General features: G+C 66.0%; 23 protein-coding genes. 12 read left to right on the top strand and 11 right to left on the bottom strand.

From position 1 onward, the window contains the following. Positions 1-314: 314 nt before the first annotated feature. A complete protein-coding gene (gene rpsT / locus HNQ66_RS19120) occupies positions 315-581 on the top strand; it encodes a 30S ribosomal protein S20 (RefSeq protein WP_184145771.1) in 267 nt (88 codons plus the stop codon). Positions 582-1,555: 974 nt separating this feature from the next. Then, on the top strand, positions 1,556-3,001 hold the full coding sequence (gene dnaA / locus HNQ66_RS19115) for a chromosomal replication initiator protein DnaA (protein WP_184145770.1): 1,446 nt from the start codon (positions 1,556-1,558) through the stop codon (positions 2,999-3,001). A gap of 217 nt (positions 3,002-3,218) precedes the next feature. On the opposite strand, the gene hemW is transcribed toward dnaA, so the two are convergent. From hemW to rph, 4 genes are read right to left on the bottom strand one after another with little or no spacing between them, the layout of a single operon-like run. Continuing rightward, positions 3,219-4,412 carry a radical SAM family heme chaperone HemW gene (hemW, locus tag HNQ66_RS19110; RefSeq protein WP_246434353.1) on the bottom strand — a complete coding sequence of 398 codons (1,194 nt, stop codon included), beginning with the start codon at positions 4,410-4,412 and terminating at the stop codon, positions 3,219-3,221. Positions 4,413-4,418: 6 nt separating this feature from the next. Next, positions 4,419-5,063, bottom strand: a complete 645-nt coding sequence (rdgB, locus tag HNQ66_RS19105; protein ID WP_184145769.1) for an RdgB/HAM1 family non-canonical purine NTP pyrophosphatase — start codon at positions 5,061-5,063, stop codon at positions 4,419-4,421. Between the two features lie 8 nt (positions 5,064-5,071). Continuing rightward, complete coding sequence (locus tag HNQ66_RS19100; protein WP_184145768.1) at positions 5,072-5,488, bottom strand: VOC family protein; 417 nt, start codon at positions 5,486-5,488, stop codon at positions 5,072-5,074. A 14-nt stretch (positions 5,489-5,502) separates the two neighbouring features. After that, positions 5,503-6,219: a ribonuclease PH gene (gene rph / locus HNQ66_RS19095; RefSeq protein WP_184145767.1), complete on the bottom strand. Its 717-nt coding sequence runs from the start codon at positions 6,217-6,219 to the stop codon at positions 5,503-5,505. A 158-nt stretch (positions 6,220-6,377) separates the two neighbouring features. Here rph and hrcA point away from each other — a divergent pair, with 158 nt between their 5' ends. Together hrcA and grpE are read left to right on the top strand one after the other, a co-directional pair. Beyond that, positions 6,378-7,454, top strand: a complete 1,077-nt coding sequence (hrcA, locus tag HNQ66_RS19090) for a heat-inducible transcriptional repressor HrcA (RefSeq protein WP_246434352.1) — start codon at positions 6,378-6,380, stop codon at positions 7,452-7,454. Positions 7,455-7,544: 90 nt separating this feature from the next. Continuing rightward, positions 7,545-8,165: a nucleotide exchange factor GrpE gene (gene grpE, locus HNQ66_RS19085; RefSeq protein ID WP_184145765.1), complete on the top strand. Its 621-nt coding sequence runs from the start codon at positions 7,545-7,547 to the stop codon at positions 8,163-8,165. Between the two features lie 74 nt (positions 8,166-8,239). On the opposite strand, the gene ptsN is transcribed toward grpE, so the two are convergent. From ptsN to lptC, 6 genes are all read right to left on the bottom strand, one after another. Continuing rightward, positions 8,240-8,704 (bottom strand): PTS IIA-like nitrogen regulatory protein PtsN, encoded by a 465-nt coding sequence (gene ptsN / locus HNQ66_RS19080; protein ID WP_184145764.1) that lies wholly within the window; start codon positions 8,702-8,704, stop codon positions 8,240-8,242. Between the two features lie 72 nt (positions 8,705-8,776). After that, positions 8,777-9,352 carry a ribosome hibernation-promoting factor, HPF/YfiA family gene (gene hpf / locus HNQ66_RS19075; protein ID WP_184145763.1) on the bottom strand — a complete coding sequence of 192 codons (576 nt, stop codon included), beginning with the start codon at positions 9,350-9,352 and terminating at the stop codon, positions 8,777-8,779. Positions 9,353-9,603: 251 nt separating this feature from the next. Further along, on the bottom strand, positions 9,604-11,136 hold the full coding sequence (gene rpoN, locus HNQ66_RS19070; RefSeq protein WP_184145762.1) for an RNA polymerase factor sigma-54: 1,533 nt from the start codon (positions 11,134-11,136) through the stop codon (positions 9,604-9,606). Positions 11,137-11,270: 134 nt separating this feature from the next. After that, positions 11,271-12,056 (bottom strand): LPS export ABC transporter ATP-binding protein, encoded by a 786-nt coding sequence (lptB, locus tag HNQ66_RS19065; RefSeq protein ID WP_210308830.1) that lies wholly within the window; start codon positions 12,054-12,056, stop codon positions 11,271-11,273. Positions 12,057-12,094: 38 nt separating this feature from the next. After that, the gene (locus HNQ66_RS19060; protein ID WP_184145761.1) at positions 12,095-12,652 is read right to left on the bottom strand and encodes an LptA/OstA family protein; all 558 of its coding nucleotides are present in this window, start codon (positions 12,650-12,652) and stop codon (positions 12,095-12,097) included. Positions 12,653-12,659: 7 nt separating this feature from the next. Next, the gene (gene lptC / locus HNQ66_RS19055) at positions 12,660-13,328 is read right to left on the bottom strand and encodes an LPS export ABC transporter periplasmic protein LptC (RefSeq protein ID WP_184145760.1); all 669 of its coding nucleotides are present in this window, start codon (positions 13,326-13,328) and stop codon (positions 12,660-12,662) included. Between the two features lie 214 nt (positions 13,329-13,542). On the opposite strand from lptC, the gene sppA reads away from it, so the two are divergent. The 3 genes from sppA to HNQ66_RS19040 are packed head-to-tail and all read left to right on the top strand — an operon-like array spanning position 13,543 to position 15,190. Then, entirely contained in the window at positions 13,543-14,493 is a 951-nt protein-coding gene (gene sppA / locus HNQ66_RS19050) for a signal peptide peptidase SppA (protein WP_184145759.1), read from the top strand. Between the two features lie 26 nt (positions 14,494-14,519). Further along, on the top strand, positions 14,520-14,819 hold the full coding sequence (locus HNQ66_RS19045; RefSeq protein ID WP_117367685.1) for an integration host factor subunit beta: 300 nt from the start codon (positions 14,520-14,522) through the stop codon (positions 14,817-14,819). A 26-nt stretch (positions 14,820-14,845) separates the two neighbouring features. Beyond that, entirely contained in the window at positions 14,846-15,190 is a 345-nt protein-coding gene (locus HNQ66_RS19040) for a LapA family protein (protein WP_184145758.1), read from the top strand. 1 nt (position 15,191) lies between these two features. Here the strand turns inward: HNQ66_RS19040 and HNQ66_RS19035 are convergent, their stop codons facing one another. After that, positions 15,192-15,641, bottom strand: a complete 450-nt coding sequence (locus HNQ66_RS19035) for an SRPBCC family protein (RefSeq protein ID WP_184145757.1) — start codon at positions 15,639-15,641, stop codon at positions 15,192-15,194. 131 nt (positions 15,642-15,772) lie between these two features. On the opposite strand from HNQ66_RS19035, the gene HNQ66_RS19030 reads away from it, so the two are divergent. From HNQ66_RS19030 to olsB, 5 genes are all read left to right on the top strand, one after another. Continuing rightward, positions 15,773-16,849 carry a class I SAM-dependent methyltransferase gene (locus HNQ66_RS19030; RefSeq protein WP_343059557.1) on the top strand — a complete coding sequence of 359 codons (1,077 nt, stop codon included), beginning with the start codon at positions 15,773-15,775 and terminating at the stop codon, positions 16,847-16,849. Then, positions 16,846-17,700, top strand: coding sequence for a TrmH family RNA methyltransferase (locus HNQ66_RS19025; protein ID WP_184145756.1), 855 nt, complete (start codon positions 16,846-16,848; stop codon positions 17,698-17,700). Before HNQ66_RS19030 ends, HNQ66_RS19025 begins: the two co-directional genes overlap by 4 nt. Next, positions 17,697-18,188 (top strand): signal peptidase II, encoded by a 492-nt coding sequence (gene lspA, locus HNQ66_RS19020; protein WP_184145755.1) that lies wholly within the window; start codon positions 17,697-17,699, stop codon positions 18,186-18,188. The genes HNQ66_RS19025 and lspA overlap by 4 nt, the downstream gene beginning before the upstream one ends. Positions 18,189-18,244: 56 nt before the next feature. After that, positions 18,245-20,506, top strand: coding sequence for a hybrid sensor histidine kinase/response regulator (locus tag HNQ66_RS19015; RefSeq protein WP_184145754.1), 2,262 nt, complete (start codon positions 18,245-18,247; stop codon positions 20,504-20,506). Positions 20,507-20,600: 94 nt separating this feature from the next. After that, complete coding sequence (gene olsB / locus HNQ66_RS19010) at positions 20,601-21,479, top strand: l-ornithine N(alpha)-acyltransferase (protein WP_184145753.1); 879 nt, start codon at positions 20,601-20,603, stop codon at positions 21,477-21,479. Positions 21,480-21,529: the final 50 nt, after the last annotated feature.

Here is a 21,529-nt window from a genome sequence, read left to right as displayed (position 1 = left end):
TTCAACGATCCGACCCTCGCCGCTGAGAGAGGGAGGCAACCCTCTCGCAGCGGTTCATATTCGCCCGTCCGGCGCAGAAAGTCATAAGACAAGCGTGACAAGCCGATACGAAGGACCGCGCCACGCTCTAGCACGGCGTTTCTTGCAGAATCCGCGTTGACGCCATCGCGGTTTCCGGCTATACGCCGCCCACAGTTTGGAAAGCCGAATTCTGAGGTTTTCCGATATTGCTCCCGAATTGCTTTGATGACAGGTCGCAGTGACCCGGCACGGCGAGGGCGGGGTTTGTGTCAGATTTCTGAAGAGAGACATACATGGCCAATACAACCTCGGCAAAGAAGGCGACCCGCAAGATCGCCGCGCGCACCGCAGTCAACAAGTCGCGCCGCTCGCGCGTCCGCAACTTCATCCGCAAGGTCGAAGAGGCCATCGCCTCCGGCGACCAGGCTGTCGCCGCTGCGGCCCTCAAGGCTGCCCAGCCGGAACTGATGCGCGCTGCCACCAGGGGCGTGCTGCATTCCAACACGGCTTCCCGCAAGGTTTCGCGCCTTGCCGGCCGCGTGAAGGCGATGACGGCCTGATCAGCCCTTTCGAGAGCTATGCAATATTAGTAAAAGCCCGGCGCCTGCGCCGGGCTTTTTCTTTGCTTTTCGCACCTTGCTATGGTTAACGTGCAAGGCTTGATCGTGTCAAAAGAATGACGGGAAAAATACTTTAAATTCAGTTACTTGCGGGAGGTTGCAGTGCCTCTGCCGGCCTTTCGTTGCGGGAGTTTGACAGCATTTTGAGTCAAGCGAATTTTTATTTTTTTCGTTTTCCGACGGTCCCGAAAACAACCCGAAAACAAAGCCATTGATTCCTAACGGATTCTCCCCCGAGGGGGCGATTCCGAGTCAAAAACGGTCTTCCGAGTCAACGCCCGCCCCTTAATTTTGCGTAAAATTCGTGATTGATCTTGGTGGCTGATCCTGCCTAAATGCTTTCCACAGGGGGCACGGACACAGCCTGAAAACGACTGCCGACAAGACTGTCTCGTATAGGCAGCGGTGGTTGTTCGTTCCCTGTGACGAGGCGGCTCCGCTTCGTAAAATCATCAAACCGGCAACGCTTGCCCCAGATGCCTCCCGGCATTCTGGTAAGTGTTTTTGCGACTATCGGTTGCGCCGGTTGCGGCCATGGGAATGGCCCGATGAGAGGAGCATGCCCGCCCGCGCTCGACGAGGAGAGCGAGTGGCGCGGCCACAGACGGAAACGCGTGATCGGGTATGATGCCGGATCGGCGGGACCGAATTGTGTTTGGGAAAAGGATCGCACCGGAGGTAGGGGGCCGGTGGGATCGGGGCACCCAGATCCCGGACCGGGCGATGGCTCGGCACGGCCGGGGGATGGCAAACATGAAAGGCGCCGGCAGGAATGCCGACGTGGCGAAGGAAGCATGAAAGGCGGCAAGATGCAGATGAATACGGCCAGAGCGGCTGGTGCATTCGCAAACGGGGAAAATGCAGTAAAGGCGCTCCCGCAAGAAGGGGCACAGGCGGCGGGGGTTCCATCGGAGATGAAGCAGGACGCGCTTTTCGAACGGGTCAGTGCGCGCCTGAAGGCGCAGGTCGGCCCGGACGTCTTCGCGAGCTGGTTCGGCCGGCTGAAGCTTCATTCCGTCTCCAAGAGCGTCGTGCGCCTTTCGGTGCCGACGACCTTTCTGAAGTCCTGGATCAACAACCGTTACCTCGACCTCATCACCAGCCTCTTCCAGCAGGAAGACGCGGAAATCCTCAAGGTCGAGATCCTGGTGCGCACCGCTACCCGCGGCACCCGCATCGGCTCCGCCGACGAGGCGGTCTCCGCCGAACCGGCCCCGCAGGCCCAGCCGCGCCGTGCGGCAGGCGGCCCGCAGCCCGTCGCAAGCGCCGCCGCCTCGGTGACGCCCGCCGCCCAGCCGCGCGTCCAGTCCGGCCCGCTCTTCGGCTCGCCGCTCGACCCGCGCTACACGTTCGACGCCTTCGTCGAGGGCACGTCGAACCGCGTGGCGCTCGCCGCCGCCCGCACCATCGCGGAAGCCGGCGCCGGTGCCGTGCGCTTCAACCCGCTCTTCGTCCATTCCAGCGTCGGCCTCGGCAAGACGCATCTCCTGCAGGCGATCGCGCTCGGCGCCCTTTCGAGCGCCCGCAACCCGCGCGTCGTCTACCTGACGGCCGAATACTTCATGTGGCGCTTCGCCACCGCCATCCGCGACAACGATGCGCTTTCCCTCAAGGAGACGCTGCGCAACATCGACCTCCTGATCATCGACGACATGCAGTTCCTGCAGGGCAACTCGATCCAGAACGAGTTCTGCCATCTCCTGAACATGCTGCTCGATTCCGCCCGGCAGGTGGTCGTTGCCGCCGACCGTGCGCCCTGGGAGCTGGAATCGCTCGACCCGCGCGTGCGCTCGCGCCTCCAGGGGGGCGTCGCCATCGAGATGGAAGCGCCCGACTACGAGATGCGCCTCGAAATCCTCAAGCGCCGCCTTGCGGCCGCCCAGCAGGAAGACGGCTCGCTCGATATCCCGGTCGAGATCCTCAGCCACGTCGCGCGCAACATCACGGCCAGCGGCCGCGAGCTGGAGGGCGCCTTCAACCAGCTCCTCTTCCGCCGCTCCTTCGAGCCGAACCTGACGATCGAGCGCGTCGACGAACTGCTCGGCCATCTGGTCGCCGCCGGCGAGCCGCGCCGCGTGCGCATCGAGGACATCCAGCGCGTCGTTGCCAAGCACTACAACGTCTCGCGCCAGGAGCTCGTCTCCAACCGCCGCACCCGCGTCATCGTCAAGCCGCGCCAGATCGCCATGTACCTGTCGAAGACCCTGACGCCACGCTCCTTCCCCGAGATCGGCCGCCGCTTCGGCGGACGTGACCACACGACCGTGCTGCACGCCGTGCGCAAGATCGAGGAACTGATTTCGGGTGACACCAAGCTCAGCCACGAGATCGAGCTTCTGAAGCGTTTGATCAACGAATAGAGGAAAGGGGCCGGAAGGCCCCTTTTTCAGTCTGGGGCGAATGGATTGCTGCAACCTCTCCGACGCCGCTACCCTCTCCTCCGTCATGCTCGGGCTTGACCCGAGCATCCATGCCGCAAGTGACGTCTTGCCATGGGACGTGGATCCTCGGGTCAAGCCCGAGGATGACGGCGGTGCATGGGGGTGATGTTCGTCTTCAAAACTGCGGCGCCAGGCCTCAGCAAGCCAGATCCGCCACCACCGCATCGAGGATCAGCATGCCGGCCGGGGTGCAGCGCAGGCGTGAATTGCCGAGGCGCTCGATGAAGCCGTGCTCGATGAGGAAGCGTTCGCGCTCCGGGTCCGGGTCGCGGCCGGAAAGGGTCTGCCAGCGGGCAAGGTCGATGCCCTCCTTGAGGCGAAGGCCCATCAGCAGCAGTTCGTCGGCCTGCGCCTCGCGCTCCAGGAGCTCCTGGTCGACCATGCCGTGTCCGCCGGCCTCGACGAGCTCCAGCCAGCCCTCCGGCCGCCGTTCCGTGGCGGTGGCGATCTTCGCGCCGCCGGTCGTCAGGCGCCCGTGCGCGCCGGGGCCGATGCCGACATAGTCGCCATAGCGCCAGTAGGTGAGGTTGTGCCGGCTTTCTGCGCCGGGCCGGGCATGGTTGGAGACCTCGTAGGCGGGCATGCCCTCGCGCTCGGTGATCTCCTGCGTCGCCTCGTAGAGCACGGCGGACTGCTCGCCGTCCGGCACCACCAGCTTGCCGGCCTTGTGGAGGCCGTAGAAGGGCGTGCCCTCCTCGATGGTGAGCTGGTAGAGCGAGAGATGGTCGACGGCGTAGGAGACGGCTTCCCTCAGCTCGCGGTCCCATTCCTCCACCGTCTGGTTCGGCCGGGCATAGATGAGGTCGAAGGACATGCGCGGGAAGATGTCGCGGGCAAGCCGGATCGCCTTCAGCGCGTCGGCGACGTCATGCAGGCGGCCGAGGAATTTGAGATCCCGGTCGTTCAGCGCCTGCACGCCGAGCGAGACGCGGTTGACGCCGGCCGCGCGGTAGCCGCGGAAGCGCTCCGCCTCGACGCTGGAGGGATTCGCCTCCATGGTGATCTCGATGCCGTCCGGCACATGCCAGTGGCGGGCGATGCCGTTAAGGATCGCATCCACCGTCTCCGGCGCCATCAGCGAGGGCGTGCCGCCGCCCATGAAGATGCTGGTGACGGAGCGCGAGCCGGTGAGGCGGCGCATCGCCGCCATCTCCTTCAGGAAGGCCTGCACGAAGCGCGGCTGGTCCACCGGCTGGTGGCGCACATGGCTGTTGAAGTCGCAATAGGGGCATTTGGCGGCACAGAAGGGCCAGTGCACATAGATGCCGAAGCCGGGATCGAACACATCCGTTCCCGGGTTCTGCCTCATGTCGTAGGGCACCGCCGTCATCGTGCGTCAGGCCTTCAGGCAGGTTTCGACGAAGAGCTTGAAGGCGCGGGCGCGGTGCGAGAGCGCACTCGCATCGCCGGGCTTCCAGCCGTGCTTTTCCTCTGCGCTCATCTCGCCGAAGGTCGTCTCGTAGCCTTCCGGCTGGAACACCGGGTCGTAGCCGAAACCCCTGTCCCCGCGCGGCGGCCAGACGACATGGCCTTCGACCTCGCCGCGGAAGAGCTCGGTATGGCCGTCCGGCCAGGCAAGGCAGAGCACGGAGACGAAGCGGGCGGTACGGTCCCTGGTCTCCGTCGCGCCCCTTTCGGCAAGCGCCTTTTCCACCTTCTCCATGGCCATGGCGAAATCGCGCGTGCCGTCCGCCGTCTCCGCCCAGTTGGCGGTATAGACGCCGGGCGCGCCGCCCAGCGCATCGATGACGATGCCGGAATCGTCCGAAAGGGCGGGCAGGCCCGAGGCCTTCGCCGAGGCGAGCGCCTTGATCGTCGCGTTCTCCTCGAAGGTCGTGCCGGTCTCGTCCGGCTCCTCGAAGTTCAGCGCGGCGGCGGATTTCGCGGAAAAGCCGAAGGGGCCGATCAGGTCCTCGATCTCGCGGATCTTCCCGGCATTGTGGCTGGCGACGACGATCGTCTTGGTATCGAGCTTGCGCATGGGTATCCTCAAGCGATGTTCCACAGGCCCGGCTCGGCGCATTCGAGGCTGTTGCCGGCGGGATCGCGGAAGTAGATGGAGCGGGCGCCGTTCGGCCAGCGGAAGTCCGCCTCGATGGCGATGCCGGCTTCTTCGAGCTTTTTCACCCAGAAATCAAGCGCGGGACCGGCAACGCGGAAACAGGCATGACCCGGTCCGCTGGCCCCGTGCACCGGCACGGGAAAGGCCTCGGGCGGCGGGGGATGGACCGTTTCCCGGGGGTTGAAGATCAGGAGAACGCCCGCCCCGCAGCGGAAGAAGACGTGGCGGTCCTTCTGCCGCGTGATCCTTTCGAGCCCGAGAATGCCGCCGTAGAAGGCTTCCGCCGCGTCGAGGTCCTCCGCATAGAGCGCGGTTTCCAGAATGCCTTCGATCGCGGCGGTCATGGGATGGCCTTGTCTCAGGCGACGGCCTGCTTCTGCAGGGCGACGAGGTCGGCGATGCCGGCGCGGGCGAGCGCCAGGAGGCCGGTAAATTCTTCCTCCGTGAACGGCTTGCCCTCCGCGGTGCCCTGGATTTCGACGATGCCGCCCGAGCCGGTCATGACGAAGTTGGCGTCGGTCTCGGCGGCGGAATCTTCCAGATAGTCGAGGTCGATCACCGACTGGGCGGCGAAGATGCCGCAGGAAATGGCGGCGACATGGTCCTTCAGCACTTTCTCCACCTTGATCATGGAGCGGGCTTCCATCCACTTCAGGCAGTCGTGGAGCGCGATCCAGGCGCCGGTGATGGAGGCCGTGCGCGTGCCGCCGTCGGCCTGGATGACGTCGCAGTCGACGGTGATCTGGCGCTCGCCGAGCGCTTCGAGATCGACGACGGCGCGCAGCGACCGGCCGATGAGGCGCTGGATTTCCTGCGTGCGGCCGCCCTGCTTGCCGCTCGCGGCCTCGCGTTTCATGCGGTCGCCGGTGGCGCGCGGCAGCATGCCGTATTCGGCCGTCACCCAGCCCTTGCCGCTGTTGCGCAGCCACGGCGGCGTCTTGTCCTCAAGGCTGGCGGTCACGAGCACATGCGTGTCGCCGAACTTGACGAGACAGGATCCCTCGGCATGCTTGGAAATGTTGCGCTCGAAGGAAACCTTGCGCATCTGATCGGTTTTTCTGCCGGACGGCCGCATCGCGAACTCCTCGTTCAAATAGGTGGGGAGTGCTTTAGACCGTTTCGCCCGGCGAGGGAATGGTCCCGGGGGCGGGGGATGGAAAATCCGTTTTGCGCGGCCCCCGTGAAGCCACTATATATCCTTGAGGATAACAGCGTTGCGGTTCGAGGATGGTTTTGAAGAGATCTCCGGGTCCTGACAGTCTTGCGGCGCTCGACGAGCGGTCGGGCGAGATTTTCCGCCGCATCGTGGAAAGCTATCTGGAAAGCGGCGAGCCGCTCGGCTCGCGCAACCTGTCGCGCATCCTGCCCATGTCGCTCTCGCCCGCCTCCGTGCGCAACGTGATGAGCGACCTGGAGGAACTCGGCCTCATCTATTCGCCCCATGTCAGCGCCGGCCGGCTGCCGACGCAGCTCGGCCTGCGCTTCTTCGTCGATGCCTTTATGCAGGTCGGCAACATCTCGGCGGAGGACCGCGCCTCCATCGAGCGCCACATGCGCCCGCACGGCCAGAAGCACGCGGCCGTCGAGACCATGATGAACGAGGCGAGCCAGGCCCTTTCCGGCATGTCGCGCGGCGCCGGCCTCGTCATCACGTCGAAGAACGACGCCGTCCTCAAGCATGTCGAGTTCATCCGCCTGGAGCCGACCAAGGCGCTCGTCGTGCTGGTCGGCGACCACGACCAGGTGGAAAACCGCATCATCGATCTGCCGGCGGGCGTCACGGGCTCGCAGCTCACCGAGGCCGCCAATTTCCTCAACGCCCATCTTTCGGGCAATACGCTCGTGGAGGCGCGCTCCCAGCTCGAGCGCCTGCGCGGCGAGATCAGCCACGAACTGGACAGGCTCTCGCAGGACCTCGTCGAGCGCGGCCTTGCGGTCTGGTCCGGCGGCTTCGACGAGGGCAAGCCGACGCGCCTCATCGTGCGCGGCCGGGCGAACCTCCTCGAAGGGCTTGCCGGCGCGGAGGATATCGACCGCCTGCGCATGCTCTTCGACGACCTCGAGCGCAAGGACAGCCTGATCGAGCTCCTGAACCTTGCCGAGACGGGCCCCGGCGTGCGCATCTTCATCGGCTCGGAGAACAAGCTCTTCTCGCTCTCCGGCTCCTCGCTCATCGTCGCGCCCTACAGGGACAGCGACGAGAAGATCGTCGGCGCGGTCGGCGTCATCGGGCCGACGCGGCTCAACTATTCGCGTATCGTGCCCATGGTGGACTATACGGCGCAGTTGATGACCCGGCTTTCGCGCTGAAGCCGGCAATCCGGTTGCCGGCCCTTGATTTTTCAGGACCAAAGCTCGATATCGGGCCCAAACACCAGAAAATGCAATTCGGAGTACGTCATGACCGACGAGACCAAGAAACACGGACCTGACGAAGCGGCGGAAAAGGACTTCGCCGCGGAAGCATCCGCCCCCGAGGACGCAGCCGGCGTCGAGGCCCCGGCCGAGCCGGACCCGATCGAGGCGCTGCGCGCGGAAAATGCCGACCTCAGGGACAAGTACCTGCGGCTCGCCGCGGAAATGGACAACCTGCGCCGGCGCACCGAGCGCGACGTGAAGGACGCGAAGTCCTACTCCGTCGCCTCCTTCGCGCGCGACATGCTGGCCGTGTCCGACAACCTGAACCGCGCGCTGGAGGCCATCCCGGCCGAAGCGCTGGAAGCCGGCGAAGCGGGCCTCAAGGCGCTCGCCGAGGGCGTGGAGATGACCGAGCGCTCGATGCTCGCCTCCCTCGAGCGCCACGGCGTGCGCAAGCTCGACCCGATCGGCGAGAAGTTCGACCCGCACTTCCACCAGGCCATATTCGAAGTCCCCAACCCGGACGTTCCCAGCGGCACGGTCGTCCAGGTCGTGCAGGCCGGCTACGTCATCGGCGACCGCGTCCTGCGCCCGGCCATGGTCGGCGTCGCCAAGGGCGGCCCCAAGGCTCCCGCCGGCGAACCGAACGCCGCACAGGCCTGACCCCCAGGCAACAGAGCAAGGAAAAGCCGGCGGTCCATGGGGCCGCCGGCTTTTTCATGTGGGCTTGAAGTGCCTCAGGCGGCGTTGGATGCGTGCTCTTCGCTGAGGCAGGCGTAGATGGCGCTTTCGCTGTCGGAAGCGCGCAGCTTTGCGACCATTGCGGGGTCGCGCAGCACGCGCGCAATGCGCGAAAGGGCCTTCAGATGATCTGCGCCGGCCCCTTCCGGGGCCAGGAGTAGGAAGACGAGGTCGACCGGCTGGTCGTCCAGTGCCTCGAAGTCCACGGGGGTCTCGAGTCTTGCGAAAAGGCCGGTGATCTGCGTGAGCGCCTTCAGCTTGCCGTGCGGGATGGCGATGCCATTGCCCACGCCGGTCGAGCCGAGCCGTTCACGCTGAAGGATGACGTCGAAGATCTCTCGTTCGGGAAGCCCCGTGATCTTTGCCGCTTTCGCTGCCAGTTCCTGAAGCAGCTGCTTCTTGGAATTGGCCTTCATCGCCGGAATAATCGCACTCTGCTGCAGCAAACCTGCCAATGCCATGCTTTTGTCCTCGTCGCCGGGTGAAGGGTTTGAAGAGGCGTGGTGCCCGTCCCGGCACCACGCTCCCGTCACTCAGCCTTTGATACTGGCTGCGTCTATCCAGCCAATATTTCCGTCGTTGCGTCGGTAGACGATATTGAGCTGCTCCGAGCCGCTGCTGCGGAAGAGAAGAACCGGCTCGTCCGTCATGTCGAGCGCCATGACGGCGCTTGCAACAGACATGGTCCGAAGTTTCTTCGTGCTTTCCGCAACGATGGTCGGTGCGTAGTCCTCGGGAAGCTCTTCGTCTTCGTCGGGGACCGAATCCATCACCGTGTAGGCCACTTCCGCAAAGCCGTCATAGCCGTTGCCGTTGTGGTGTGCCTTGAGTTTGCGCTTGTACCGGCGCAGGCGCTTCTCGATCCGCTCCGCGGCAGCCTGGAAGGATGCCAGCGGATCGTTTGCTTCGCCGTTCGCCTGCAAGGCCATGCCCGTATCGAGATGGATCTTGCAGTCCGCGCTGTACCGCGATCCCGCTTTTTCCACGGTGACCTGGCTCGAATATCCTCCGTCGAAATATTTGGTTACGGCCTCTTCCACCTGCTCTTCAATGCGCTGGCGGAAACTGTCGCCGATTTCCATATGTTTACCGGATACACGCACACTCATGGAGGTTACCTCTCTTTCGTGATTTGCGTGCAACAGTCTATGCCAACCTCATCCGCGTTCCAAGCGTTTCACATGAGCCGCCCTCTTGTGCGCTGCACGATAGAGAAAAGCGGGGATATCCCTGGAATTCCGGCCTGTCTTCCCTTCGGAATTGGGGCGCGCATTAGCCGGTCCAGCCCGTGAAGTCAATCGTCCGATTCAGGCATTGTTAACGTCTGGCAGGGGGAAACGCCGCTTTCCCCGCCTTTGTTTCAGGCGCCGGCGGCTTTCGCGAGCGCCCGTTTTTCCCGCCGCCGCTGCACCGAGGAGGGAATGTTCATCGCCTCGCGGTACTTGGCGACCGTGCGGCGGGCAAGCTCCACGCCGCCCCTGCGCAGGGCTTCGACGATATCGTCGTCGGAAAGCACCGCCTCGGGGCGCTCCTCGGCGATCAGGGCACGGATGCGGTGGCGCACGGCCTCGGCCGAATGGGCGTCTCCTCCCTCCGCGGAGCCGATGGAGACGGTGAAGAAATATTTCAGCTCGAAGAGCCCGCGCGGCGTCAGCATGTATTTGTTCGAGGTGACGCGGCTGACGGTCGATTCATGCATCCCGATCGCCTCGGCGACCGTTTTCAGGTTGAGGGGTCGCAGGTGGTCGACGCCGTGGAGGAGAAAGGCGTCCTGCTGGCGCACGATCTCGCTTGCCACCTTCATGATGGTGCGGGCGCGCTGGTCGAGGCTGCGGGTCAGCCAGTTGGCGGTCTGCAGGCACTCGTTGAGGAAGCCGTAGTCCGCGCTGTCGCGGCTCGTGCGGGCGGAGACGCTGGCATAGTAGTCGCGGTTGACGAGGACGCGCGGCAGGGTGTCGGGGTTGAGCTCGACCAGCCAGCTTCCGTCCGGCGCGGCGCGCACGACGATATCCGGCACCACGGCCTCCGTGCCGCTCGCCTCGTAGCGCGCGCCGGGCTTGGGGTCGAGCTTGCGGATTTCCGCCAGCATGTCGAGAAGGTCGTCCTCGCCGACGCCGCACAGCTTCTTGAGCGTGGCGAAATCGCGCCGGGCGAGCAGTTCCAGATTGTCGAGCAGCGCGGCCATGGCCGGATCGAGCCGGTCGAGGGCCCTGAGCTGGATGGCGAGGCATTCGCCGAGAGAACGGGCGAAGACGCCGGGCGGATCCAGTTCCTGCAGGCGGGACAGCACGCGCTCGATGTCGCCGGCGGGCTTGCCGAGCTTCAGCGCCGTCTCCGCCGTGCTGCCCTGGAGATAGCCGGCCTCGTCGAGCTGGTCGACGAGATGCTGGGCGATCAGCCGGTCCACCGGATCGGCCAGCACGAAGGGGATCTGCTCGCCGAGCACGTCGCGCAGCGTCTTGCGGCCGGCGACGAAGGCGTCGAGGTCGTAGCCCTCGCCGTCCTCGCTGCCGCCGGGCATGGATTTCCACTGGCCGAGAAGTTCCGGCGCATCGGCCGCGCGCGGGCCGGCATCGTCGGGAAAGACGTTGTCGAGGCCGCCGTCGAACGTGTCGGACGTCGCACCGCCGACGGCCGAATCGTAGAGGTCCGGCTGGGGCGCGTCATCGCCGGCGCCGGCCTCGCCCGGCTCGTCCGCTGCCGCGCGCCCGTCCTCGCGCGGACCGTCATCGTTCGCGGCGATCTCCAGGAGAGGGTTCTTCTCGACCTCCTGCTCGATGAAGCGCGTCAGCTCCAGATGCGTCATCTGCAGGAGCTGGATCGACTGCATGAGCTGCGGCGTCATGACCAGCGACTGGCTCTGGCGCAGGAAAAGGCTGGCGGCAAGGGCCATGCGGACGACCGGCTCCCGAAGAGGCGCCCCGGCCATGGGGGCGAGAAAATCCAACTGGCCCGAAAATTGCTTTTTTGATGGATTTGGTCAAGCGCAAGCCGCAGCCATGGTGAAGATCGCGGCCGGCCGGCGCCTCAGAGGCTGAAATTGTCGCCGAGATAGAGGCGGCGCACGTCCGCATTGTTGACGATGTCGTTGGCCCGCCCGTGGGTCAGCACCTCGCCGGCATGGATGATATAGGCGCGGTCGATGAGGCCGAGCGTCTCGCGCACGTTGTGGTCGGTGATGAGCACGCCGATGCCGCGCGAGGTCAGGTGCCGCACCAGCGCCTGGATGTCGGCGACGGAGATCGGGTCGACGCCGGCGAAGGGCTCGTCGAGCAGCATGAAGGTCGGGTCGGTGGCAAGCGCGCGGGCGATCTCGAGGCGCCGGCGCTCGCCGCCCGAAAGCGCCACGGCCGGCGATTTGCGCAGATGCGAGATCGAGAATTCGGCAAGCAGGCTGTCGAGTTTTTCTTCGCGGCGCGCCTTGTCCTTGTCGTGCACCTCGAGGACGGCGCGGATGTTCTCCTCCACCGTCAGGCCGCGGAAGATCGAGGCTTCCTGCGGCAGGTAGCCGACGCCGAGCCGCGCGCGGCGGTACATCGGCATGGTCGTCACGTCATGGCCGTTGATCTCGATCGAGCCCTCATCGACCGGCACGAGCCCGGTGATCATGTAGAAACAGGTCGTCTTGCCGGCGCCGTTCGGGCCGAGCAGGCCGACGGCCTCGCCGCGGCGCACGACCAGCGAGACGCCGTTGACGACGCGGCGGTCGCGGTAGGCCTTCGTCAGCCCGCGGGCGATGAGGGTTCCTTCATAGCGCGCGATATCGGTGCTGCGCTGCGGCTCGTGCGCGGCGTTCCGGTGGCGGCGCGTCAGGCGGTTGAGCAGGGGAAAGGTCACGAGGAAAGCGCTACTCAGTTCGTTTTCTTGCGGGACTTGGGATCCAGCTGGATCATGACGCGGCCGCCGCAGGCGTCGAGCCTGGCCTCGCCCGTGTTCATGGCCACGTTGAGCTGGCAGCCGACGAAGACGTTCTCGCCTTCCGAAAGCACGACCTTGTCGCCCTTGAGCTGCAGCGTCTGGTTGACCATGTTGAAGGTGCCGGTGTCGGCGGTCGCCTCCTGCGTCTGGGACTTGAGGTAGACCTTGTTGAAGACGTCGATCTTCTCGATATCCGCATCGCCGCTGGCCACCGAGCCGCCGCCCGAGGTGTAGTAGACGACCATCTTGCCGGCCTGCAGCGTCGTCGTGCCCTGCACCACCTTGACGTTGCCGGTGAAGACCGCCTGGCGCTCCTGGTCGTGGATTTCCAGCTTGTCGCTCTGGATCTGGATCGGCTGGTCGTTGGAGAGCTGCATGCCCGTCATCTTGCTCTCGGTCTGGGCACCGGCAACGCCGGCAGAAAGCGCGAAGCCTGCGGCAAGAACCAGGAGACTGGCGGCCCGGACGGGGGCGGAAAGGGTGGCGAACATGGCGCTCTTACTGTTCTTTGTTGCGGATGGCGGCAGGATCGACGTCGACGACGACCTTGCCCTCGAAGACGATGACATGGCCTTTATCCGTCATTCGCAGCGACTGCGCAACAATGGATGCGGCGCGCGAATGGATGGAAACGGGCTGGTCGGAGGTGAGCGTCCCGCCGTTGATGTCGAGATGGGCGGACTGGAAGGCGGCCTTCAGGCCGGTATTGAGGTTGATGGTGAAGGGCGCAACCATGTCGAGCAGGTTGCCGCCGCGGTCGTAGATGCCGGTCTTGGCGATCACCTCGGCAACGGTGCTCTCGTTGACGGGCATCTGCGCCGTGATGTTCTCGAGCGTGATGACGTCGGGCTGCTTGATGTCCTGCAGCGCCCGCTCGGCCTTCATCGAATAGCTGATGCCGTCCTTGTTGCGCCCGGCGATCGCCGGGCTCTGCATGACGATCTTGCCGTCCTCGATGGAGGCGCTCTCCACATGGAGGTCGGAGGGAAGGTAGGTGCGCACGAAGGATACGACCGCGAAGATCGCCCCGATGACGAGCGCAGCGGCCGGAAGCGCCACCTTGAAGAAGCGCACGCGCGCGGAATGGCGCCGTGCGAGGCGGTAGGCCTCGGCGGAAACACCCATGCCCGGTGCGCCCGTGGGCGCGTCTGTCACGCTTTCCAGCATCCTGCCTGCTTGAATTTCCAGCTGCCCGACGCCCTGCAAATCACGGGTTGCGTCTGTAACGGGCTCCATATGGCGATTATTCCTGAACAAACAATGGAGGCCAAGAAAGTTCAGCGATGAATTGCCATTCCCACGGGGAATGCCATATCGATAGGGTCTTCGGCAAGTCACCCCCTCCATAAGGGGCGCCAACAAGGACAAGGGACGACAGGGAATGGACCAATCCGCCATCGCCGACCGCCGGCAGTTGCGCCGCAAGCTCACCTTCTGGCGCGTCGCGGCCATCCTCGTCGCGCTTGCCGCCGTTTTCGCCGCCGTCGCCTGGCGCTGGCCGGGCGGCGAGGCGGGCGACCATATCGCGCGGGTGAAGATCACCGGCATCATCCAGGACGATGCCGAGCTTCTGGAACGCCTCGACCGCATCGCCCGCAACGACCGGGCGAAAGCCCTCGTCGTGACGATCGCCTCGCCCGGCGGCACCACCTATGGCGGCGAGGTCATCTTCAAGGCGCTGCGCAAGGTGGCGGAGAAGAAGCCCGTCATTTCGGACGTGCGCACGCTCGCCGCCTCCGCCGGCTACATGATCGCGACGGCCGGCGACACGATCATCGCCGGCGAAAGCTCGATCACCGGCTCCATCGGCGTCCTCTTCCAGTACCCGCAGATGAAGGAGCTGATGGACAAGATCGGCGTCTCGCTGGAGGAGATCAAGTCCGCGCCGCTGAAGGCCGAGCCCTCGCCCTTCCACCCGGCGAGCGAGGACGCCAAGGCCATGATCCGCTCCATGGTGATGGACAGCTACGACTGGTTCGTCGACCTCGTCGCCGAGCGCCGCAAGCTGCCGCGCGCCGAGGTGCTGCGCCTTGCCGACGGCAGCATCTTCACCGGCCGCCAGGCCCTCGCCAACAAGCTGGTCGATACGCTCGGCGGGCCGGAGGCGATCCGCGCCTATCTCGACGGGCGCAAGGTGAAGGCGGACCTTCCCGTCGTCGACTACGAGGCCGCCGGCCGCTCCGGCTTTCCGTTCCTCGGCAGCAGCATGCGCGAATTCGCCCGCTCCGTGCTGGGCCTTCCCGTCGACCTTCAGCCGACAATCGAAAAGCTGACCGGCGAAAAGTTGTTTCTTGACGGTCTGGTCTCGGTTTGGCAGGTTGATCGCGATTGAAAAACAAGAACTTTTAGGGGGATACCGTGATCAAGTCGGAATTGGTTCAGATCGTCGCCGCCCGTAATCCCCATCTCTACCACCGCGACGTCGAGAACATCGTCAACGCGGTCCTCGACGAGATCACCGATGCGCTGGCGGCCGGCAACCGCGTCGAGCTGCGCGGCTTCGGTGCCTTCTCCGTCAAGAACCGTCCCTCGCGCTCGGGCCGCAACCCGCGCACGGGCGACGCCGTCTTCGTCGAGGAGAAGTGGGTTCCCTTCTTCAAGACCGGCAAGGAACTGCGCGAACGCCTCAATCCCGGCCAGGCCGACCAGGATGATTGAGGCTTTCGCGCCGACAGGGTGACCCCATGATCAAGAAAATCGTCAACGTCCTCGTCCTCATCCCGATCGGCATCGTGCTGATCGTGCTGTCGGTGGCGAACCGGCAATCCGTGACGCTGGCGCTCAATCCGTTCCGACCGGAGGACAGCGTCCTCTCGGTCACCGCGCCCTTCTTCGTCTATCTCTTCCTGGCCGTGATCTTCGGCCTCGTCGTCGGCTCGCTCGCGACTTGGTTCACCCAGGGCAAGCACCGCAAGCGCGCCCGCATCGAGGCGAGCGAGGCGGTCAAGTGGCACACCGAAGCCGAAAAGCACCGCACCCGCGCCGAGGCCATCGCCTCGCAGGCCGTGCTGCCCTCTCCCGGAAAATGATCTAGGCCGCGCCGCCGTTCAGCTTCTCTCCGAGATCGGAGAAGAACTGCGCGGCGAGCTTCTTCGAGGTCGAATCGATGAGCCGCGAGCCGAGCTGGGCGAGCTTGCCGCCGATCTGCGCCTTCACGTCGTAGGACAGGATCGTGCCGTCGCCGTCCTCGGCAAGGCGCACGTCCGCCCCGCCCTTGGCAAAGCCGGCGATGCCGCCCTTGCCCTCGCCGGAGATCGTGTAGCTTTCCGGCGGATTGAGGTTGGAAAGCGTCACCTCGCCGTTGAAGGTGGCCGAGACGGGGCCGATCTTGATCTTCACCGTCGCCTCCAGCTCGGTCGGCGATTTCATGGTCAGCGACTGACAGCCCGGAATGCAGGCCTTCAGCACCTCCGGGTCGTTGAGCGCCGCCCAGACGGCCTCGCGCGGCGCGGCAATGCGTTCTTCGCCGGACATGTCCATGATCGATCCTCCCTTGTCGGCTTCGATTTATCGCAATCGGAAAGCGCTTTGCCAAGTGGGGGAGGGATGGTATGGGGACCGCTTGTTTCCGGCGCTGCCGGCAAGTTTCAACCGACGACGGACGATCGATCGTGAAGGACAGAAATCGCCGGCCGAAGAACGGCCCCGCCGCGCCCGCAAGGGCGCGCGCCGAAAGGCCGGCAGCCAAGGCCCAGCCCGCAAGGCCCCCGCTTGCGAAGAAGGAACAGCGCCCGGCGCCGGAGGCGCCCGCCCGCCCGCTGATGCGCCGCGAGGGCGAAAAGCCCGCCGAGCGCGTGCCGGTGATCCTCGAAACGGCGGGCTCCGACCAGTACCGCCTCATCGACAGCGGCGCCGGCGAGAAGCTGGAGCAGTACGGCCCCTACCGCATCGTGCGTCCGGAAGCGCAGGCGCTCTGGCAGCGCAGCCTCCCGGCGAGCGTCTGGGACAAGGCCGATGCCGTCTTCACCGGCGATACGGACGAGGACGGCATGGGGCGCTGGAAGTTCCCGAAGGCGGCGCTCGGCGAGACCTGGCCGATGCAGCTCCTCGGCGTCGATTTCCACGGCCGCTTCACCGCCTTCCGTCATGTCGGCGTCTTCCCCGAACAGCTCGCCCACTGGCGCTGGATGAAGGAGAAGGTCGAGACGGCGGGCCGCCCCGTCAAGGTGCTGAACCTCTTCGGCTATACCGGCGTCGCCTCGCTGGTCGCCGCTTCCGCCGGCGCGGAAGTCACCCATGTCGACGCCTCGAAGAAGGCCATCGGCTGGGCGCGCGAGAACCAGGCGCTCGGCCGCATGGAGAAGCTGCCGATCCGCTGGATCTGCGAGGATGCGATGAAGTTCATCCAGCGCGAGGAGCGCCGCGGCAGCAAGTACGACATCATCCTCACCGACCCGCCGAAATTCGGTAGAGGCCCGAACGGCGAGGTCTGGCATCTCTTCGACCACCTGCCGCTGATGCTCGACATCTGCCGGGAGATTCTGTCGCCGAAGGCGATCGGCCTCGTGCTGACGGCCTATTCGATCCGCGCGAGCTTCTATTCCATCCACGAGCTGACGCGCGAGACGATGCGCGGGGCGGGCGGCACGGTGGAATCGGGCGAGCTCGTCATCCGCGAGAGCGGCGAGGGCCGGGATGCCGGCCGCGCGCTCTCCACCTCCCTCTTCAGCCGATGGATCAGCACATGAGCCACGAACATCATGGGAGCCGCCGCGTCGGTCAGGTAAAGGAGGTCACGAGCCTTTCCAACCCGATCGTCAAGGACATCAAGGCGCTGTCGGACAAGAAGCACCGCGACGAGACGAAGAGCTTCATGGCCGAGGGCCTGAAGCTCGTCATCGACGCGCTGGAGCTCGGCTTCGAGATCAGGACGCTGGTCTATGCCAAGAACGTCAAGGACAAGCCTCAGGTCGTGCAATGCGCGACGAAGACGGTGGCGCGCGGCGGGCTGGTGCTGGAGGTGAGCGAGAAGGTGCTCTCCTCGATCACGAGGCGCGACAATCCGCAGATGGTCGTCGGCATCTTCACCCAGCGCTGGACGGATATCCGGGACCTGAAGCCCGCGGCAAACGAGACCTATGTGGCGCTCGACCGCGTGCGCGATCCCGGCAATCTCGGCACGATCATCCGCACGGCCGATGCGGCGGGCGCGAGCGGCGTCATCCTCGTCGGCGAAACGACCGATCCCTATTCGATGGAGACCGTGCGCGCCACCATGGGCTCGGTCTTCGCCCTGCCGCTGGTGAAGGCGAGCCCCGCCGATTTCCTCGCCTGGAAGAAGGGGGCGGGCGTCTCGGTCGTCGCCACCCACCTTGCCGGCGCGGTCGATTACCGCACCATCGATTATAAAAAGAAGCCCGTCGTGCTGCTGATGGGCAACGAGCAGTCCGGCCTGCCGGAGGCGCTTGCCCGCGAGGCCGATGCGCTCGCCCGTATCCCGCAGGCCGGCCGTGCCGATTCGCTGAACCTTGCCATCGCCACCGGCATCATGCTCTTCGAGGCGCGCCGCCACCTGCTGACGCTGGAAGACCGCGCATGAACGAACGTGTCCCCCTCATGTCCCGGCCGGTGCCGGTGATCGTCGTTATCCTCCTGGCGCTCCTCCTCGACCAGGCGGTGAAATTCGCCGTCGAGGCCTGGCTTCCCTTTCAGGAGCCGGTGCCGGTCATGCCCATGCTGGCGCTTTACCGCACCTACAATTACGGCGTCGCCTTCTCCATGCTTTCGGGCATGGAGGGCTGGTTCATCGTCACGCTGCGCCTCTTCGTCGTCGGCTTCGTCATCTGGCTCTGGCACCAGACGCCGAAGGCGCGGGGGCTCGCCCACGCCGGCTATGCCTTCATCATCGCCGGCGCGTTCGGCAACCTCATCGACCGGGCGCTGTTCGGCTACGTGATCGACTACGTGCTCTTCCACACGGCCACCTGGTCCTTCGCCGTCTTCAACCTCGCCGACAGTTTCATCACCATCGGCGCGGTGCTGGTCGTCTTCGACGAGCTCGTGCTGCTGCGCCGCCGCGGTCGTTAAAATTCGAACGACTTGCTGAAGCCGATTTGAACGGTCCGCGTGATAAGCGGATCGTCATGAGCGAACCCGCCAAGCTACAGGACAGGCTCGAAGCCGAATTCGCCGAAGCATCGCCGCGGCCCGGCCGTTCCTTGCCAAAAGGGCCGGAGGACGGCGCGCGCCGCGAAGCGGCCGGCGCGACCGGCGCCGTGCCGGCCTACGGCCATGCGGGGCTTTTCGGCCTGCTGGCGGTCGTCGCGCTCTTCTTCTCCGCTCTGGTGGTCGCGGCCGGTGCGGTTGCCGGCTTCTATGCCGCTGCCGCCGGCCTCGGCCTTGCGGGCATCGCCGGCGGCCTTCTCCTCTGGCGGGCCGGAAAGGCACCCGTCGGCGAGACGTCGGACGATCGTTCCTGGGAGCGCAGCGAGACCTCGCAGATCCTTTCGGCCATCCATGACGTGCTCGGCGATATCGTCGTCATGCGCGCCCTCGACGGCCGCATCATCCGCGCCAATGCGGTGCTCGGCGAATTGACGGGCGCAGCCCTCGTCGAGGGCCGGACCTGCGAGGCGCTGGGCCTTACCTTCCGCTCGCAGGCCGCCGCACACCGCTACGATGTCGAGGTGAACGGCCCGGCGGGCCGGCGCGTCTATTCCTGGCATGACGTCACCGTGCGCGATCCCGCCTCCGGCGACCTCGTCATCCATTCCATCGCCCGCGACGTGACGGAGGAGCGCCGCGCCGAAGGCGAGCGCGAGCGCGCCCGCCAGCGCGCGGAAGAGGCGAGCGCGGCGAAATCGCGCCTCCTCGCCACCGTCAGCCATGAGATCCGCACGCCGCTCTCCGGCATTCTCGGCATGTCGCATCTCATCGGCCAGACGCGGCTTTCGGCCGAGCAGAAGAACTATCTCGCCGGCATCCGCCAGTCCGGCCATGCCCTCGTCCAGCTCGTCGACGACCTCCTCGACTTCTCCACCATCGAGGCCGGCCGCTTCCAGCTCCGTCCCTCCGAGGAGCCGGTGCGGCCGATGCTGGAAAGCGTGGTGGAGATGCTCTCCAGCCGCGCCCACGAGAAGGGCATCGAGATCGGCTCCTTCGTCTCGCCCGAGGTGCCGGGGCTCCTGACCTATGACGCGCCGCGCCTGCGCCAAGTGCTCTACAACGTCGTCGGCAATGCGGTGAAGTTCACCCATGCGGGGGGCGTCTTCCTGGAGACCAGGCTGGAGCGCGGCGCCGTCGTCATCCGCGTCACCGACACCGGCCCCGGCATGAATGCCGAGGAGCAGGCCCGCATCTTCGAGGAATTCGAGCAGACGGGAAGCGCGGCCCAGCGCAGCGGCGGCACCGGCCTCGGCCTCGCCATCTCCGCCCGCATCCTCACCGAGGCCGGCGGCGCGCTGACGCTCGAAAGCACGCCCGGCAAGGGCAGCACCTTCACCATCCGCATGCCGGTCGATGCCCGCAAGGGCGCGGGCGAGGTGGCTTCGCGCAGGACCGTGCTCAAGGGCAGCCGCGTCTTCCTCCTTGCGCCGGAAGGCCCGGCCTCCGCCGCGCTCGTGCGCACGATCGAGGCGCTGGGCGGGGCCTGCCATGCGGCCTCCTCCGTCGCCGATGCCGCGGATATCGCCCGCCGCCTTGCCGTCAGCGGCACCGAGCTTACCGACATGATCGTCGACAACCGCCTTGCCGGCGCCTTCCGCCGGGAACTTGCCGACCTCGCCTTCTTCCGCAAGAGCGCGGCGCGGCGCATCTACCTCGTCAACCCCGAGGAGCGCGGCGGCCGGGCCCTCGGCAACGGCGAGGGCTACGATTCCTGGCTCATCCGGCCGCTGCGCGAGCGCTCGCTGGTCGAGGTGCTGCGCGGCCGCATGAAGGGCATCGAGGTGCGCGACGCGATCAACGACAACCGGCCGATCCTGAAAGACCCGCCGCCGCCCGCGCCCGTGGCCGAACCCGTCTCTTCCGTTCCGGCGGGCGTGCGCATCCTGCTTGCCGAGGACGATCCGGTGAACGCCATGCTGGTACGCGCCATGCTGGAGCGCGCCGGCCATGTGGTGCGGCATGTGCCGGATTATGCCGGCCTTCTTGCCGCGCTCTCCGACGAGCCTGCCGTCGACCTCGTCGTCACCGATCTCGGCATGCCGGGCGGGGAGGGGACGGAGATGATCGCGCGGATCGCGGAGGGCACCCGCCTTCCGGTCATCGTGCTGACGGCGGACGGCCGCGCCGGCCTTGCCGAGGCGCTTGCGGGCGCCGGGGCCGCCGCGGTGCTGGCAAAGCCCGCCGATCCGGCGCGGCTTGCCGCCGAGGTCGCCCGGCTTGCCCGGCGCGCCGGAACCTGACGCGCGTTTTCGCTATCCAAGCCTGCTTTACGTCATTATCCTGTTGCAGAATCGTGGTTAGAACCGCACAGTTTCTCTCAACGGGTAGATTGCCATGACCCTCGACCTCGCCCAGACCACCGCTCCGGCGGATATCGCCCAGGAACCGGGCTCCGTGGCGGGCCAGGCGGCGACCGACGTGCTCGGCCGCATCGGCAACCTGGAAACCCGCCTTGCCCGCTCGCCGGCAGAGATCGACGCCGCGCAGGCCGTGCGATACCGCGTCTTCGCCGAGGAGATGCAGGCGCAGCTTTCGCCGGATGCCGTGCGCCGCAAGCGCGATGTCGATGCCTGGGACATGGTCTGCGACCACCTCCTCGTGCTGGATACCTCCATCGAGGGCGATGCCGAAGAGCAGATCGTCGGCACCTATCGCCTGTTGCGGCAGGAGGTCGCCGCCACCTCCGGCGGTTTCTATTCCCAGTCGGAATTCGACGTGGACGCGCTGATCGCCCGCCATCCGGACAAGCGTTTCATGGAGCTCGGCCGCTCCTGCGTGCTGCCGGCCTACCGCACCAAGCGCACGGTGGAACTGCTCTGGCAGGGCGCCTGGGCCTATTCGCTGCGATACGGCATCGACGTCATGTTCGGCTGCGCCTCCTTCCATGGCACGGTGCCGGAGGAACACGCGCTAGCGCTTTCCTTCCTGCACCATAACGTGAAGGCGAAGGACGAGTGGAGCGTTGCGGCACGGCCGGAGCTCCTGCGCACCATGGACCTGATGCCGGCCGAAGGGGTCGATGCGCGCAAGGCGCTCACCGCCATGCCGCCGCTGGTCAAGGGGTATCTGCGCCTCGGCGCGATGATCGGCGAGGGCGCCGTCGTCGACCATGCCTTCAACACGACAGACGTGCTGATCGTCCTGCCGATCGGCAAGATCTCCGGCCGTTACCTGAATTACTACGGTGCCGACGCCGGGCGCTTCGCCAGCTAGGCGAGGTCGCCGAAGTCCGATTTGCCGCCCGCCCGAGACCTCCGGGACGG

Origin of the sequence: Shinella fusca, assembly GCF_014203155.1 — a bacterium.
In the GTDB taxonomy this organism is placed as follows: Bacteria; Pseudomonadota; Alphaproteobacteria; order Rhizobiales; family Rhizobiaceae; genus Shinella; species Shinella fusca.
The sequence above is the reverse complement of the archived record's forward strand: the minus strand, read 5'-3'. Positions and strand labels throughout refer to the sequence as shown.